General features: G+C 59.5%; 16 protein-coding genes. All 16 read right to left on the reverse strand.

Translation table 11 applies throughout. The annotated features are described in order from the left end of the window. Complete coding sequence (locus tag M5D89_RS01995) at positions 1 to 678, reverse strand: SIMPL domain-containing protein (protein ID WP_248884061.1); 678 nt, start codon at positions 676 to 678, stop codon at positions 1 to 3. A gap of 875 nt (positions 679 to 1,553) precedes the next feature. Continuing rightward, positions 1,554 to 3,389 carry a glutamine--fructose-6-phosphate transaminase (isomerizing) gene (glmS, locus tag M5D89_RS02000; RefSeq protein WP_248884062.1) on the reverse strand — a complete coding sequence of 612 codons (1,836 nt, stop codon included), beginning with the start codon at positions 3,387 to 3,389 and terminating at the stop codon, positions 1,554 to 1,556. 22 nt (positions 3,390 to 3,411) lie between these two features. Continuing rightward, entirely contained in the window at positions 3,412 to 4,791 is a 1,380-nt protein-coding gene (glmU, locus tag M5D89_RS02005; RefSeq protein WP_248884063.1) for a bifunctional UDP-N-acetylglucosamine diphosphorylase/glucosamine-1-phosphate N-acetyltransferase GlmU, read from the reverse strand. A 75-nt stretch (positions 4,792 to 4,866) separates the two neighbouring features. Continuing rightward, entirely contained in the window at positions 4,867 to 5,292 is a 426-nt protein-coding gene (locus M5D89_RS02010) for a F0F1 ATP synthase subunit epsilon (protein ID WP_248884064.1), read from the reverse strand. A gap of 5 nt (positions 5,293 to 5,297) precedes the next feature. Then, the gene (gene atpD, locus M5D89_RS02015) at positions 5,298 to 6,707 is read right to left on the reverse strand and encodes a F0F1 ATP synthase subunit beta (protein WP_248884065.1); all 1,410 of its coding nucleotides are present in this window, start codon (positions 6,705 to 6,707) and stop codon (positions 5,298 to 5,300) included. A 27-nt stretch (positions 6,708 to 6,734) separates the two neighbouring features. Beyond that, on the reverse strand, positions 6,735 to 7,601 hold the full coding sequence (gene atpG, locus M5D89_RS02020; protein ID WP_248884066.1) for a F0F1 ATP synthase subunit gamma: 867 nt from the start codon (positions 7,599 to 7,601) through the stop codon (positions 6,735 to 6,737). A 9-nt stretch (positions 7,602 to 7,610) separates the two neighbouring features. Beyond that, positions 7,611 to 9,155, reverse strand: coding sequence for a F0F1 ATP synthase subunit alpha (gene atpA, locus M5D89_RS02025; protein ID WP_248884067.1), 1,545 nt, complete (start codon positions 9,153 to 9,155; stop codon positions 7,611 to 7,613). A gap of 14 nt (positions 9,156 to 9,169) precedes the next feature. Beyond that, entirely contained in the window at positions 9,170 to 9,709 is a 540-nt protein-coding gene (locus M5D89_RS02030; RefSeq protein WP_248884068.1) for a F0F1 ATP synthase subunit delta, read from the reverse strand. 11 nt (positions 9,710 to 9,720) lie between these two features. Further along, entirely contained in the window at positions 9,721 to 10,200 is a 480-nt protein-coding gene (locus tag M5D89_RS02035; RefSeq protein ID WP_248884069.1) for a F0F1 ATP synthase subunit B, read from the reverse strand. A 44-nt stretch (positions 10,201 to 10,244) separates the two neighbouring features. Continuing rightward, positions 10,245 to 10,499 (reverse strand): F0F1 ATP synthase subunit C, encoded by a 255-nt coding sequence (gene atpE, locus M5D89_RS02040; RefSeq protein ID WP_215872117.1) that lies wholly within the window; start codon positions 10,497 to 10,499, stop codon positions 10,245 to 10,247. Positions 10,500 to 10,532: 33 nt separating this feature from the next. Beyond that, positions 10,533 to 11,282 carry a F0F1 ATP synthase subunit A gene (gene atpB, locus M5D89_RS02045; protein ID WP_248884070.1) on the reverse strand — a complete coding sequence of 250 codons (750 nt, stop codon included), beginning with the start codon at positions 11,280 to 11,282 and terminating at the stop codon, positions 10,533 to 10,535. A 3-nt stretch (positions 11,283 to 11,285) separates the two neighbouring features. Then, positions 11,286 to 11,684, reverse strand: coding sequence for an ATP synthase subunit I (locus M5D89_RS02050; protein ID WP_248884071.1), 399 nt, complete (start codon positions 11,682 to 11,684; stop codon positions 11,286 to 11,288). 49 nt (positions 11,685 to 11,733) lie between these two features. After that, complete coding sequence (locus tag M5D89_RS02055; protein ID WP_248884072.1) at positions 11,734 to 12,597, reverse strand: ParB/RepB/Spo0J family partition protein; 864 nt, start codon at positions 12,595 to 12,597, stop codon at positions 11,734 to 11,736. Continuing rightward, positions 12,594 to 13,349, reverse strand: coding sequence for a ParA family protein (locus tag M5D89_RS02060; RefSeq protein WP_248884073.1), 756 nt, complete (start codon positions 13,347 to 13,349; stop codon positions 12,594 to 12,596). Before M5D89_RS02060 ends, M5D89_RS02055 begins: the two co-directional genes overlap by 4 nt. A 3-nt stretch (positions 13,350 to 13,352) precedes the next feature. Then, positions 13,353 to 14,081, reverse strand: coding sequence for a 16S rRNA (guanine(527)-N(7))-methyltransferase RsmG (rsmG, locus tag M5D89_RS02065; protein WP_248884074.1), 729 nt, complete (start codon positions 14,079 to 14,081; stop codon positions 13,353 to 13,355). Beyond that, positions 14,082 to 15,956, reverse strand: a complete 1,875-nt coding sequence (gene mnmG, locus M5D89_RS02070; RefSeq protein WP_248884075.1) for a tRNA uridine-5-carboxymethylaminomethyl(34) synthesis enzyme MnmG — start codon at positions 15,954 to 15,956, stop codon at positions 14,082 to 14,084. Positions 15,957 to 15,985: the final 29 nt, after the last annotated feature.

The following is a 15,985-nucleotide window of genomic DNA, read 5'->3' on the forward strand; positions in this document are numbered from 1 at the left end:
CTAATTTTTACAAAATGCCGTACCCGATAAATCCATTTGCGCGTGACTTTCGCTGTGTCCTTCCGCGATTGGGGCTGGCACGGCCCGTTCTGCCGCGAGAAAAACGGGTGCCACCCCAAGAGGGTGTAAGGGGACGCTGCTACGCAAACGACCATCCTTGATACCTCCCCAAGAGAGACCGAGATTTTGACATGCCGCTTGCGCCTCCTGCACAAAGCGGTGCAACATCTGCGCCTGGGCCTGCCGCTGCGCCGCCGCAATGGCAGCACTAGAGGCTTGAGAGTGCAAGGAGCGCAACTGCAGCCGCGATTGGAGCGTCGCCAATACTGGCAAGAGAACTTTCGGGTCGGCACGCAAGGATAGATTTCCCTGCATCTGCCAGTCCTTGTCCCCCTGCTGACCACTACTGTAGCCCACTAATTGCCAGTGAATATCCGTAAAAGCAGCCAATTGCCCCTCGGCCCAGCGTAGATCGGCATTCACCGCGCTTGCTGCTTGGTCTGCCCGACTCTTGACGGCGGTCGCACTCAGCTCGGCGACAAGCTCACTATTGGCAACAGAATAGTTCTGCGTAAGCTGTAATTCTACCTGCGGCTGGGTATTTGCGGTCTGCGCCCAAGCCGCGGGAGCCACCATAAAGGTGACGGCGGCCAAGCCATTGCATAGGGTTTTCACCATTGTTGTTCTCCTCATAAAAGTTAGGGCGTCACGCAGGTAAGGAAGTGTGCCCGGGGACGTATCCTAACCGCCCGCTTTTACATTCTCCAACTTGCAGATAGTTTACTCCAGACTTAGTCGATTTAGGTGAGCTCAAGGTTGTCGTCTCCTTCCTAGCATTATGACCAGATTCGCCCGCCCCTGCGACTGCAAGTGATGGCTTGGGGCAAACACACCCATTCACAATGATAGTCGGTAGCATTACAATCAAAAGGGTAGTAGGACTCTGATACCTCGGACCGAACGTGTTATTCGGCAATGCGGGACGCTATGCGGCAATAGTCATCAGGAATCTCTTATGAATGCAAAACATCCCGGGAAGTGGATTTTTGGGAAAGCAACTTATTCAGCGGATAATGTGCCCATTTTTTCTGGAAATTGTTACTGCGAAGACTGCCAATGTTCATCTGGATTCGAATTTTTGGGAAAAGTTTTTTAATGGAGGTCATTTTGGCAAAGAGATTCTTCGGATTTGTCGTAATTTCAGGCGTTCTCAGTCTCTGTTGCGGGTGTACGTCACAGCAACTCTATACGACTGGACAGTCCTACCAACGCAATCAATGCCTGCAAACTCCCAATCAAGGAGATCGGGACGACTGTTTGAGCAGACCAAATACAGCATACGAACAATACAAGCGTGAAACTGGTTCGGATAATAAATGATGACAGTATGATTCTGAAGAACCTTTCGTCTAAGAAACAGCCCCCGGAACTATCAGGCAATTGGGGATGGCCAAATGCTCATCCTCAATATATGCACTAAGCACCGGCCGGTCTTGCCCAAGTCGGGAGCAAACTTTATTGCCTGCGAACACCAATGACAGTACAACCACCAGCTATTCCACGGTCACCGCTTTGGCCAAATTGCGCGGGCGATCGACGTCGGTGCCTTTGACGAGCGCGGCGTGGTAGGCCAGTAGTTGCACGGGAATGGCGTGGAGGACTGGCGAAAGCAGGCCGACATGCCGCGGCAGGCGAATGACATGCACCCCGTCGCCTGGCTCGTAGTGACTGTCGAGGTCGGTAAAGACGTAAAGTTGACCACCGCGCGCGTACACCTCCTGCATGTTCGCCGCCAATTTCTCCAACAGCTGATCATTAGGGGCGATGACCACCACCGGCATCTGCCGATCGACCAGGGCCAGGGGGCCATGCTTCAGCTCCCCGGCGGGATAAGCCTCGGCGTGGATGTAGGAAATCTCCTTGAGCTTCAAGGCACCTTCCAGGGCAATGGGATAATGCAGGCCGCGCCCGAGAAATAGCGCATGCTCCTTGTCGGCAAACTGACTGGCCCACAGTTGAATCTGTGGCTCGAGATTCAAGGCTTGCTGGATGCTCCCCGGCAGTTGGCGCAAGGCCTCGCGGTGTTGCTGCAGCGCATTCGCGTCCACTCGCCCGCGCAAAACCCCCAGACTCAGGGCCAGCAGATACAGCGCCACCAGTTGGGTGGTAAAGGCCTTGGTCGAGGCGACACCAATCTCTGGCCCGGCGCGGGTCAGAAAACGGAGCGCAGAAGCGCGGGGAATGGCACTTTCGGCGACATTACAGATGGATAGGGTCTGGACATGCCCGCGCGCCTGGGCATGGCGCAGCGCCTCGTAGGTATCGAGGGTTTCGCCAGACTGAGAGAGCGTCACGATGAGCTGGCGCGGATCCGCAATGCTTTCGCGGTAGCGATACTCATGGCCCAGCTCCGCCTGCGCGGGAACGCCCGCGATGGATTCGAGCCACTGCCTACCTACCAAGCTCGCGTAGTGACTGGTGCCCGACGCCAGAAACAAGACCTTGTCGATTTGCCGGATGCGCTCTGTCGCTCCCGCACCCCAGAGCTCTTCGATCGAGAACTCCATCCCCAAGGCGCCCTCCAGGGTATCGGCAACAGCGCGCGGCTGTTCGTAGATCTCCTTTTGCATGAAATGACGGTACGGGCCAAGATCGATGGCCGCTGAACTGAGCTGACTCCAATGCTCCTCACGCTGCAGCGGGACAGCATCAACATCTTGCAGCACAACCTGGTCCTGCTGTAGTCGGGCAAAATCCCCATCTTCCAGGTAGACCACGCGGCGCGTCACCGGAAGCAGTGCCGCGACATCCGAGGCGAAGTACCGTCCGTTTTCCCCCAGACCCAGCAACAAGGGGCATCCCTTGCGGTGGAGGATCAGCTCCTTGGGATCCTGGACGCTCAGAACCGCAAAGGCATAGGCGCCCTGAAGCTCGCGGCTAGCCGCTTGTACTGCGCTGAGCAAGGTCGGCAGTTGCTGCCGATACCAGTGGATCAGATGGACAATGACTTCGGTATCCGTCTCGGACTGGAAGGCATAACCCAAGGCCTGCAGACGACCGCGCAGATTCTGATAATTTTCGATAATGCCATTGTGAACCACGGCAATCTCGTCGTGCGAGATCAATGGATGCGCATTCTGCTCCGCGATGCCACCGTGCGTAGCCCAGCGCGTGTGGCCAATTCCCACCTGGCTGCGGAACCCTTCCTGACCGTGCACGGCCGCCAGCTCTGCCACCCGACCGACACTCCGACGGCGCTGCAGTTTGCCCGCAGCATCCAAAAAGGCCAGTCCCGCCGAGTCATAGCCGCGATATTCCAGCCGCCGCAGCCCCTCCAGAATGACCGGGACAATGTCTGCTGTCGTGATACCACCAACAATTCCGCACATGATACGCCCACCCTCTGTTCGTTTACGACGGTGTACAGGTTTTTTTCGGCCCCTGCCAGTGCGGGATCGATTTTTGCGGACTACGGCTCAGCGTCAAGCCTCCCGCTGGAACATCCCGCGTGATGGTGCTGCCCGCGCCGATCGTTGCGCCAGAGCCAATCGCGACCGGTGCAACCAACTGCGTATCGGACCCCACGAAAACCTGATCACCAATCAAGGTACGGTGCTTGTGTACTCCGTCATAGTTACAGGTGATCACCCCGGCGCCGATATTTACCCCCCGACCAATCTCGGCGTCGCCCAGATAACTCAAATGATTGGCCTTGCTGCCCTCCCCCAAAATAGTCTTTTTGGTTTCGACAAAATTTCCTACATGGGCATGCGCACCAATCAGCGATCCGGGCCGGATACGGGCGAAAGGACCGATACGTGCAGCGGCCCCAATCGACGCCTCCTCAAGCAAGGAGTACGGCAGAATTTCGACGTCTGCCGCAATTTCGCAGTCGCGCAGGATTGCCCCGGCACCAATGCGCACCCGATCCCCCAGGCACACCTTGCCCTCGATAATGACATTGGGCTCGATCCAGCAATCTGCACCAAACTGCAAGGTTCCGCGTAGATCCAGACGTTCGGGGTCCGCGCAACGCAGGCCGGCGCGCATCAGTTCCTGCACTTGCTGGCGTTGATAATAGCGTTCTGCGGCCGCAAGCTGCGCCGGGTCATTCACCCCCAGGGCCTCCTCCGGGTCGGGAAGGCGATGACCGTGGACCGGCACCCCTTCCGCCCGGGCGAGGGCGACGACATCGGTCAAATAGTATTCGCCTTGCGCGTTACTGGGTTGTAGGCGCTCAAGCCAGGAGCGCAAGGGCGCCGCAGGCAGCAACAGTATTCCCAGATTGACTTCCGCCACGGCGCGTTCCGCACTGCTACAATCGCGCTCCTCGCGAATGCCGAGCACTTCCGCCTGTGCCCCCCGCAAAATGCGACCGTAGCCGCAAGGGTCCGGCAAGAGCCCGGTGCATAGCCCCAGAGCATTCGCCGGCGTGCTGTGAATGAATTGCTGCAGGGTATCCGCCCGTAGCAATGGGACATCCCCATAGAGGACCAGGACTCGCTCCGCATGCTGCAATCCAGGCAACGCTTGACGCACAGCATCACCAGTACCCCGTTGCTCCTCTTGTTCGTGCCAGAGGAGATCCCCGTCTTGGGCAAAGGCTGAACGTACTGCTGTTGCAGCATACCCCACGACGATGTGGATTTGGCGTCGCTCGGGTAGTTGTCTGGCGCTCGCCAGCACGTGCGCCAGCAATGGTCGTCCGGCGAGGGGCTGCAAGACTTTGGGCAGCGGCGAGCGCATCCGAGTACCTTTCCCGGCAGCCAAAATGACGACATCGATAGTCATGCGGATCTCCATAGAAAAAGGCCCCAGCACGCCGACGCGCTGGAGCCGCAGATGATGGAATGCAGGACCGAGATCCTAGCGCAAAATCCCTTGCTCACGCAGGCGTTGCAGGGTCTTGAGGCGAGCCATTTGCTCCAAGAGTTCGGCTTGGGCCGCCGCATAATCCAATTCATCTGCCTGGTTGGCAAGGCGCGCCTCGGCGGCTTCCTTCGCCGCCTTGGCCTTGGCTTCGTCGATATCCGCCGCCCGCTCGGCAGAATCTGCCAGGACCGTTACCACGTCGGGTTGAATCTCAAGAATCCCACCATTCACGAAGAGATACTCGGTCTCCGTACCGTGTTTGATCCGGAGTTCGCCTGGTCGCAAACCGGTCAGCAAGGGGGCATGGCGCGGCAGTATGCCGAGCTCACCCATTTGCCCCGGTGCCACCACCATCTCTGCCGTACCCTCAAAGATACTGCCCTCGGCGCTGACTACACGGACATCTATCGTCATGGCCATGGTGCTCAGCCTTGCTGCAGCTTCTGTGCCTTGGTCAGGGCTTCGTCAATGGTGCCGACCATGTAGAAGGCCTGCTCTGGCAGGTGATCATACTCACCGCTGACAATGGCCTTGAAGCCGCGAATCGTCTCTTTGAGTGAGACATAGGTACCCGGGCTACCCGTAAAGACCTCGGCAACAAAGAAGGGCTGCGACAGGAAGCGCTGGATCTTGCGTGCCCGGCCTACCAAGACTTTATCTTCGGCAGAGAGCTCATCCATGCCGAGAATGGCGATGATGTCCTGCAACTCCTTGTAGCGCTGCAAGGTCTTTTGGCAAGAACGCGCCACGTCATAATGCTCCTGGCCGACAATCTGCGGGTCGAGCTGGCGGCTGAAGGAGTCCAGGGGGTCGAGGGCGGGGTAAATCCCCAGTTCCGCGATCTGACGCGACAGCACGACGGTGGCGTCCAAGTGGGCAAAGGTGGTTGCTGGCGACGGATCGGTGAGATCGTCGGCAGGCACATACACCGCCTGGACGGAAGTGATCGAGCCAACCTTGGTCGAGGTGATCCGCTCCTGCAGCTTACCCATTTCCTCTGCCAGAGTCGGCTGATAACCCACTGCCGAGGGCATGCGCCCGAGCAGAGCCGACACTTCCGTACCGGCCAAGGTGTAGCGGAAGATGTTATCGATAAACATCAGGATGTCGCGGCCTTCATCGCGGAAGTGCTCCGCCATGGTCAATCCCGTAAGACCGACGCGCAAACGGTTGCCGGGCGGCTCATTCATCTGACCATAGACCAGAGCGACCTTGTCGATCACGTTGGAGTCGGTCATTTCGTGATAGAAGTCGTTGCCCTCACGAGTCCGCTCGCCGACACCGGCAAAGACCGAGTAACCCGTGTGCTCGATGGCGATGTTGCGGATCAATTCCATCATCAAGACAGTCTTGCCCACGCCGGCGCCACCGAACAGACCCACCTTGCCGCCTTTGGCGAAGGGGCAGACGAGATCAATGACCTTGACGCCCGTTTCCAGCACTTCGGTACTGGCCGCCAGTTCATCGAATGCCGGGGCGGGACGGTGGATCGCCTTGCGCTCTTGGCTCTGCACCGGACCTTTGCCATCAACGGGATCGCCGAGGACATCCATGATCCGACCCAGGGTTTCGTGGCCCACCGGGACGCTGATAGGCGCACCCGTGCGGCGCACGGACAGTCCGCGCTTCAAGCCTTCGCTAGAGCCCATGGCGATGCCACGCGCCACGCCGTCGCCCAGCTGGGTCTGCACTTCGATGGTGAGATTGCGATCTTCGACAACGATCGCCTCCATGATCTCGGGCACCTGCCCGCGGGGAAAGGCCACGTCGATGACTGGGCCGATGATCTGAACGATCTGGCCGACCATCTGCTCTGCCGTTTGTGCTTCGCTCATGCTCTGCTTCCTCAATAATCCAAAAATTTACACTGCCGCGGCGCCCGCACTGATCTCCGCAATTTCTTGCGTGATCGCGGCCTGACGCGCCTTGTTGTAGGCCAGTTGCAACTCGCCCACCAGTCGCTTGGCGTTATCCGAGGCATTCTTCATGGCTACCATACGCGCGCTCTGCTCGCAGGCCAAATGCTCGATCACCGCCTGATAGATGATGGATTCCACGTAGCGCTGAAGCAGATGGTCCAGGACCGGACGCGCTTCGGGCTCGTAGATATAATCCCAACGCTCGCCGGCGATGACGGTCTTTTCCTCGGGCTTCTTCACCGGCAACACCTGTTCCAGCGTGGCCCGCTGCAACATGGTATTGATGAAACGCGACGAAATCAGATAGAGGGCGTCGATCTCGCCATTGCGATAGGCTTCGGTCATGACGCGAATGGGACCGACCATATCCGGCAAGTTGGGGCGATCACCCAGGCCCGTCAGTTCGGCGCTCAGATGGGCACCATGCCGCCGCAGGAAGCCCACCCCCTTGTTCCCGATCGCCGCCACCTGCACCTCTACACCCTGTTGCTGCAATTCATGCATCTGCTGCACAACAATTCGCAGCACGTTGACATTCAGCGCGCCGCAGAGTCCCCGGTCGGAACTGACCAGCAAGAAACCCACCCGTTTGATGGGGCGCTCCTGCAAGAACGCATGCTCGTACTCTGGATACGCCTGTGCTACGTGCGCAAGTACCTCACGGATCTTGTCCGCGTAGGGACGCGAGGCCGCCATCCGCTCCTGAGCTCGACGCATCTTGCTGGCCGCGACCATTTCCATGGCCTTGGTGATCTTGCGCGTGTTTTTCACGCTCTTGATCTTGGCGTTGATTTCCTTCGCCTTTGCCATTTCCGGTCCTCAGTAACTTGCGGTGGACTTGAACTGCTTCAGTGCTGCCTCAAGCTCTGCCTTGATCTCATCCGTCAATGCCTTTTTCTCTTCCAAGGCATCAACTGTCGCCTGATGGTTGGAGTGCATGTAGGCGAGCAGGGCCTTCTCAAAGGGACGCACCTTGGCAACCTCGACATCGTCCAATGCCCCACTGCTCGCGGCAAAGAGAGATATCGCCTGTTCGGCCACAGACATCGGTGAATATTGATCCTGCTTAAGCAACTCGGTAACGCGCTTGCCGCGTTCGATCTGCTTACGGGTGATCTCGTCGAGGTCAGAGGCAAACTGCGCAAAGGCTGCCAGCTCGCGGTACTGCGCAAGGTCAAGACGAATGCCACCACCCAGCTTCTTGATCACCTTCGTCTGCGCCGCACCACCTACGCGCGACACCGACAGGCCGGCGTTGATGGCCGGTCGAATACCAGAATTGAAGAGATCAGACTCCAGGTAGATCTGGCCATCGGTAATGGAGATCACATTGGTCGGCACGAAGGCGGACACGTCGCCCGCCTGCGTCTCGATGATCGGCAGCGCCGTCAGTGAGCCGGTCTTGCCCTGTACCGCCCCATTGGTCTTGCTCGCGACAAAGTCCGCGTTGACCCGCGCGGCCCGCTCCAACAAACGGGAGTGCAGGTAGAACACATCGCCAGGATAGGCCTCGCGACCTGGAGGACGACGCAACAACAGGGAGATTTGCCGATACGCCCAGGCCTGCTTGCTGAGATCATCATAGATGATCAGTGCGTCCATGCCGCGATCCCGGAAATACTCTCCCATCGTGCAACCGGCATACGGCGCAAGATACTGCATAGCGGCAGAATCCGATGCGTTGGCCGAGACCACGGTGGTGTATTCCATCGCCCCATATTCTTCGAGCTTGCGGACCACACTCGCGACGGTCGACGCCTTCTGGCCGACGGCAACATAGATGCAGTAGACGTTTTGGCCCTTCTGGTTCAGGATGGCGTCAACGGCCACTGCGGTCTTGCCCGTCTGGCGATCGCCAATGATCAATTCCCGCTGACCGCGACCAATGGGAACCATCGCATCAATGGCCTTGACACCAGTCTGCATCGGCTCGTCGACACTCTGGCGATCAATCACCCCAGGGGCAATCTTCTCGAGCACGTCGTAGGCTTCTGCTTCGATTGGGCCCTTACCATCAAGTGCCTGACCGAGGGAATTCACCACCCGACCCAGCAGACTTTTGCCGATGGGAACCTGCATCACCTTGCCAGTGCATTTGACAACGTCGCCCTCTTCCAGGCCAGAGAACTCGCCCAGGACCACCGCGCCGACGTTATCGCGCTCCAAGTTCAACGCCAAGCCGTACTTGCCCCCCGGCAATTCCAGCATTTCTCCATACATCACGTCTTCCAGGCCATGGATACGGAGGATACCGTCGCTCAGGCTGGTGATCGTTCCCTGCGAGCGGGTTTCTACCCGCCCCTCGAAACCCGCTATCCGCGCGCGGATCAGGTCACTGATTTCCGAAGGATTCAGTTGTTGCATGCCATTCCCTCAATTCAATTGCGAAGATTTTGCGCCAGCTGTTCCAGCTGACCGCGCACGGAAGCATCAATGGACTCGTCACCCGCTCGGATCACCACTCCACCCAGCAGATCTGGATCCAGGGATTCCCGCAGCGTTACCTGCATCCCAGGGTGGCGACGCTCCATCGCGCTGGTTACGGCCGCCTTTTGCCCAGCATCCAGGGCGTAGGCGCTGATGACCAGCACGTCGAGTTCGCCCTTGGCGCGTCGCAGGGCAGCGCGAAACAGGTCGGCGATCTCGGTCGCGAGAGGCCAGCGTTCGTTGTCGATCAGAAGCTGTACGAATCGGCGCCAGCCCTCTGCGTCTACACTGACCGGGATTCCCGCGAGGAAGGCAACCTTGTCTGCATCGGCGCGCTCCGGATCAGACAGGAATGCACGCGCATCCTTGTCCTGCACCCAAGAGGCAAGCGCCTGCAAGGCATCATCCCAAGCGTTGGTGGCAGCCCCCACCGCCGCCATCTCGAACAGGGCTTCGGCATAGGGGCGCGCCAAGGTGTTGAAATCGGACATCGCCGCCTCCGTCAGAGCTGAGCAACCAGACGATCAACAATATCGCGATGGTTGTCGGCGTTGATTTCCCGGTGCAGGATTTGCTGCGATCCGTCAATGACCAAACGCACCACTTCACCACGCAGCTGCTCACGCGCCCGATTCTCTTCCACGTCGATCTCGGCCCGCGCCGCAGCGATGATGCGATCTGCCTCCTCGCGCGCCTTCACCTGTGCTTCTTCGCGCATTTCAATGCCGCGGCGCTCGGCCATGGCAATGATTTCTCCCGCCTTCTCCTTCGCCTCGCGCAGGATCTCAGCGGCGCGCTTCTGCGCCAGATCAAGTTCTTGCTGACCGCGCTCGGCGGCCGCCAAACCATCGGCGATCTTGGTCGACCGGTCTTCCATCACCCGGCGCAACGGACCGTAAAGATACTTGTAGAGCAAGATCACCAGGATCACAAAAGTGATCAGCTGGATGATCAGCGTCCCATTGATACTTACTGGATTCATGATGTCCTCTCTCGCACGCGGGCCAACTCAAGCGGCCAGCGGCATTAGCCGACGAAGGGATTGGCGAAGAGGAACCAGAAACCGAAAGCCAAAATGATGAAGGGGAAGGACTCCATCAAGCCAGCAAAGATAAAGGTATTCACCAAGAGCTGGGGGCGCATTTCCGGCTGCCGGGTAATACCTTCAATCGTCTTGGAGGTGATCAAACCCCAACCGATGGCCGAACCGAGGCCCGCGGCGCCAAAGATGATGCCCACGGCGATGGCAGTCGCTGCAACGATAATGGTATGTGCGTCCATGTGTAGACTCCTCGAAGTTAAGACAAAGAAAATTTAGTGGTCTTGCATATTGGCCATGCCCAGGTACACCACCGTCAAGACGGTAAAGATGAAGGCCTGCAGCATGATGATCAGAGATTCAAAAAGGGACCAGACCTCACCCAAGACCAGCGTCCCCCACCAGGGCAAGAGGGCTAGGAGGAGGAACACCAACTCGCCGGCAAACATGTTGCCGAAAAGTCGCAGGGCAAGACTGAGGGGCTTGGTGATCTCCTCAATCGCCGTCATGATGATGTTCACGGGCACCAAGTACTTACCGAAAGGATGGGTGAGATACGTCTTGAAGTAGGCAAAACCCTTTACACGCAAACTGGTAAAGATGGTCAAGGCAAAGACTGTGATCGCCACGGCGAAAGTAGTGTTGAGGTTCACCGTGGGCGTGATCCGAAAATGCTCTATCCCGAACCAACCCGTCACGACGCCTGGCAGATAAGCCGGAATGACATCCATACTGTTCATCAGCAGGATCCAGAGGAATACGGTCAAGGCAACGGGCGCAATCAGGGGATCACGCACGGGGAAGCTATCGGTAACCAGCTTATCAATGAATTCTACCGTCCCTTCGAGCCAGGACTGCATACCCGCCGGTGCACCAGCCCGCAGGCGGCTCCCAACGACCATGGCGGTAATCACCAGAATGGCGGCCATGATCCAGCCCACAAGGATGGTATCGAGGTCAAAGGTCCAGAAGCCCTGGCCAACCGTCCAGTTGGTCAGGTGGTGGGCGATGTCGCCAGATGCCACGTGTCATCTCCTTTTCCTGCTGCGTTCCCGCAACATGAAGCCTAAGTATACGAAATGGGCGAGCAAAAACCCGATCACCAAGCCGGGAACCGGCAGCTTGAGCCAGGCTACCGCCAGCAACAATGCCACAATGGTGAAGACCCAACGCTGCAGCACCGCCCCACCGAGCCGCTTGCCAGCGGCTGCAGGTGCAACGGGGAGCGCCAAAAGACGGCTTCCCAAAATGAGCATGTTGATGACGCTCAATAAGGCGGCGTAGAGTACGGCCCAAGCCTCCGTGACACTCCAACGCCACGCGCAGAGGGCAGCAATGAGGAGGGCCAGAACCAGTACCCACGCGGCGACGCGGCCTACATAGGCCGAAATCGCCCAGGAGGCCGTAGATGGTGGTCGTTCTTGCACCGGCCTCACCGCAAATTGGCAGCGAGTCTAAACAGGCACTCGGGCGAGGTCAAGAGCACGACGCCGCATCGTCCCCGAGGCCCAGACGTTGCCATAGCGCCTCGGCCTCCGCCGTATTGCGCCAGCGCAAACGCAACTCCCCGCCCTCGCCGCGCGCCGTCAATCGCACCGACAGGCCCAGAACGGACTCTATCTGCTGGCGCAATGCATCCAGGTTGGGGTCTGCCCGGATGGACTTCGCGCTTTTATCCGCCTCCGCTTGCAAGCGCTGGACCAAGCGCTCTGTCTGGCGCACATTCAGCGCTCCGGCGACGATCTCGGCAGCGGCGCGGCGCTGTGCGGCAGGCGACAAGGACAACAAGGCGCGGGCATGACCCGCACTCAGGGCACCGGAAGCCAAATGCGGCGCCAGCGTGGCATCAAGACGGAGCAGACGCAGTTGATTACTAATGGCGGCACGCGAACGCCCCAGGGCCTGCGCCAAAGCCTCATGGCTGAGGCGAAACTCTTCCACCAAGCGCTGCAAGGCAGCCGCTTCTTCCAGGGGGTCGAGATCCTGGCGCTGGATATTTTCGATGACGCCAATCACCAGGGCCTGTTGCTCCGATGCCTCACGGATCAGTGCGGGGATCTCGCGCAGGCCAGCGCGTTGTGCCGCCCGCCAGCGTCGTTCGCCAGCGAGAATTTCATAACGCCCGCCTGGCTCGGCACGGACCAGGATCGGCTGCAGCACGCCCTCCGCCCGAATCGAGTCGGCCAACTCGCTCAAGGCCACATCATCGAAGTGCTTGCGCGCCTGATGCACTCCGGGATGCAACAGGTCCACAGGTAGGTGACGCAGGGTACTGGTTTCGCGGTTACCCGCAAACAGGGCATCCAAGCCCCGTCCCAAGGCGGCGGGTTTCTTACTCACGGGCGTTGCTCACGTTGGAGAAATTCTTGCGCAAGGAGACGATAGGCCTCAGCGCCTGCACACTGCGGATCGTAGTCGATGGCGGCACGCCCAAAACTCGGCGCCTCGGCCAAACGCACATTGCGCGGGACGATAACACGGTACAAGCGCTCGGGAAAATGCTGCTCCAACTCCCGACTGACCTCGGTGGTGAGACGATTACGCGCATCGAACATGGTGCGCAGCAGACCATCTACCTCCAGCCCTGGGTGCAATTGCGCCCGTACTCGCCGCAAGGTGTCGAGAAGTTGGGTGAGGCCCTCCAGGGCAAAATATTCACATTGCATGGGAATCAACACACGATCTGCCGCCACCAGGGCATTGAGGGTCAGCAGACCCAGGGAAGGGGGACAGTCGATGAATACGTAATCCCAGTCCTGGGTTTGCTGCAGAGTGCGCCGCAAGCGAAATTCGCGCCCCTCCTTCCCAGCCAACTCCAACTCCAGCGCTGCCAGATCTGCACTGGCTGCCACCAGAGAGAGCGCTCCCCAGCTTTGCGCTACCGCCGCGAGATCCGCTTCTTCGAGCAACAAATGATAGACGTTGGGCCAACGCCCTTTTTCGCCGCCCAGACCCGTAGTCGCATTACCCTGGGGATCGAGGTCGACCACGAGCACGCGCTTGCCCAAAGCAGCGAGGGCGGCAGCCAGATTCACTGCCGTGGTCGTCTTTCCGACGCCACCTTTCTGGTTGGCTATGGCCACAACCCGCATCGTCTAGCTCTCCGTGCCTCTGCGCTCCAAGGATACCGATTGCGACGTAGCGCGACCAGTAATTTGGCCATCCTCATTCTCGATATCCGCGCAAAGCACAAAGCGTGGGGGTTGATGCGGAATCCTGAGCGGGTGCACACGGAAGCGCTCGGCCCAAATCGGCGCCAACCGTTCCATTTCCGCGGACCAAGCGGGTCCCTTTGCCAGAAGCAGGCTGACCCCCGGACGGAGGCAGCCCTGCAGCAGCGACAAAAAATCTGCCAGCTCGGCAGTGGCACGACTGACCAAGACCATTTCCGGCACGCAAGATAAGGTCTCAGCGCGGGTTGGAAGTACGTCCACGTTCTCCAAACCCAATAGCAGCAAAACATGACGCAAGAAGGCGACGCGCTTGCCCGCCGGCTCAACCAATACAAAGGGCTGTTGCGGGCGGACAATCGCCATTGGGATACCGGGCAAGCCAGCACCACTGCCAATATCATAGACCGGACGCACCGGTGGCAGATAAGGCAGCAATGCCAAACTATCGAGTAGGTGCCGATGCAGGGCGACCTCGGCGTCGTGAATGGCGCTCAGGTTATGCACCTTGTTCCAGCGCAATAATTCCGCCAGGTATTGGAGCAGGCGCAGGCGTGCTTGCTCGTCGAGCTGTGCGTCCAACTGCATTGCCTGCAACCCTTGATCCAGGACTCGGCGCAGTCCCTCGCCATCGCTCGAAGCCAACACCGGCATTCAGCTCGCTGCGGCCCAGTGGTGACGTTTCACGTGAATCAGCAGAAGCGAGACCGCCGCCGGCGTGATGCCAGGGATCCGACTTGCCTCCCCCACCGTGCCCGGCTTTTGCCGCTGCAATCGCTGCCGCACCTCCGTGGAAAGGCCCGCAATCCGACCATAGTCGAGGTCTGCCGGAATCTCCATCGCCTCCCAGCGCAGGTTGCGCTCCACCTCTTCCACTTGGCGCTGCACATAGCCGGCATATTTGCAGTCGATTTCCAACACCGCCGCCAAGCTGGGGGGCAGCGGCTCCGCAACCGCACAATCGGCAAGGAGATCTGCATATCCGATCTCTGGCCGCCGCAACAATTCCCACAGACTGTGGTCGCGCCGTAGCGGCTGCGGCAGACGCCCCATCAACCGCTGTGCCGCTGCCGAATCCGCACTGATGCGGATGGTTTCCAAGCGCTGCCGCTCGGCCTGCAGAGCGGACTGTTTCTCCCGGAAGCACTGCCAACGCCCCTCGTCGACCAAGCCCAACTCGCGTCCGACCGGCGTCAGGCGCTGGTCGGCATTGTCTTCGCGCAGGCGCAGGCGATACTCGGCGCGACTGGTAAACATGCGGTAGGGTTCATCCAATCCACGGGTGACGAGGTCGTCCACCATGACTCCGAGGTAGGCCTCGTGCCGACCTGGACACCAGCCTGCTTCCCCTCGTACCCAGCGTGCAGCATTGATGCCCGCAAGCAGGCCCTGCGCCGCTGCCTCCTCATAGCCCGTGGTCCCGTTGATCTGACCGGCACAGAAAAGTCCGCGCAGAAGCTGGCTCTGCAACTGCGGGGTCAGGGCGCGGGGGTCGAGATAGTCGTACTCGATGGCATAGCCCGGACGCAGCAAAATGGCGTTTTCCAGACCCTGCATACTGCGCACCAAGGCCTCCTGCACCGGGAAGGGAAGACTGGTAGAGATGCCGTTGGGGTAGACCTCGTGCGTACGTAAGCCTTCGGGCTCCAGGAAGATTTGGTGGGCTGCCTTGTCGGCGAAGCGCACGATCTTGTCTTCAATGGACGGGCAGTAGCGTGGTCCTTTCGACTGGATATGTCCGCCGTACATGGCCGAGTGTTGCAGATTGTCCGCGATGATGCGATGCGTCTCGGCATTGGTGTAGGTGATGTAGCAGGGGCGTTGCTCTACCTCAATATGGTCCGTGAGAAAAGAGAAGGGCGGTGCAGGATCGTCGCCGGGCTGCATTTCCAGCACTGAGTAATCGATACTGCGGCCGTCGATCCGTGGCGGCGTCCCGGTCTTCAGCCGCCCAACAGGAAATTGTAGGGCGCGCAGACGCTCGGCGAGGGCGTTGGCCGGGGCATCGCCGGCCCGCCCAGCAGGAACGCTTTGATCGCCAATGTGGATGCGACCGGCGAGGAAGGTTCCCGTCGTCAGGACCACCGCCCGGGCGCGAAACTCCTGCCCATTCTCCAAACGCACTCCAGCCACGGCGTTATCTGCGACCAGTAGATCTCCGACGCTGCCCTGAAAGATTTGCAGCGTCGGCAACTCCTCCAGCAACTCGCGCACCGCGAGTTTGTACAAGGTGCGATCTGCTTGCGCGCGGGTGGCACGCACTGCCGGCCCCTTACGCGCATTGAGGATGCGAAACTGAATCCCGGCACGGTCGATGGCACGCGCCATGATGCCGCCGAGGGCGTCGATTTCCTTGACCAGATGCCCTTTGCCAATGCCACCAATGGCCGGGTTGCAGGACATCTGCCCGATGGTATCGATATTTTGCGTGAGGAGCAGGCAGGAGGCACCACTGCGCGCAGCCGCCGCTGCTGCCTCGATACCGGCATGGCCCGCACCTACCACAATGACAGAAAAAGTGTTTTTCATAGCTCGGGATTATCCTGCGCTCCTCGCCG

Source organism: Acidithiobacillus acidisediminis (genome assembly GCF_023277115.1).
GTDB classification, from domain to species: Bacteria; Pseudomonadota; Gammaproteobacteria; order Acidithiobacillales; family Acidithiobacillaceae; genus Igneacidithiobacillus; species Igneacidithiobacillus acidisediminis.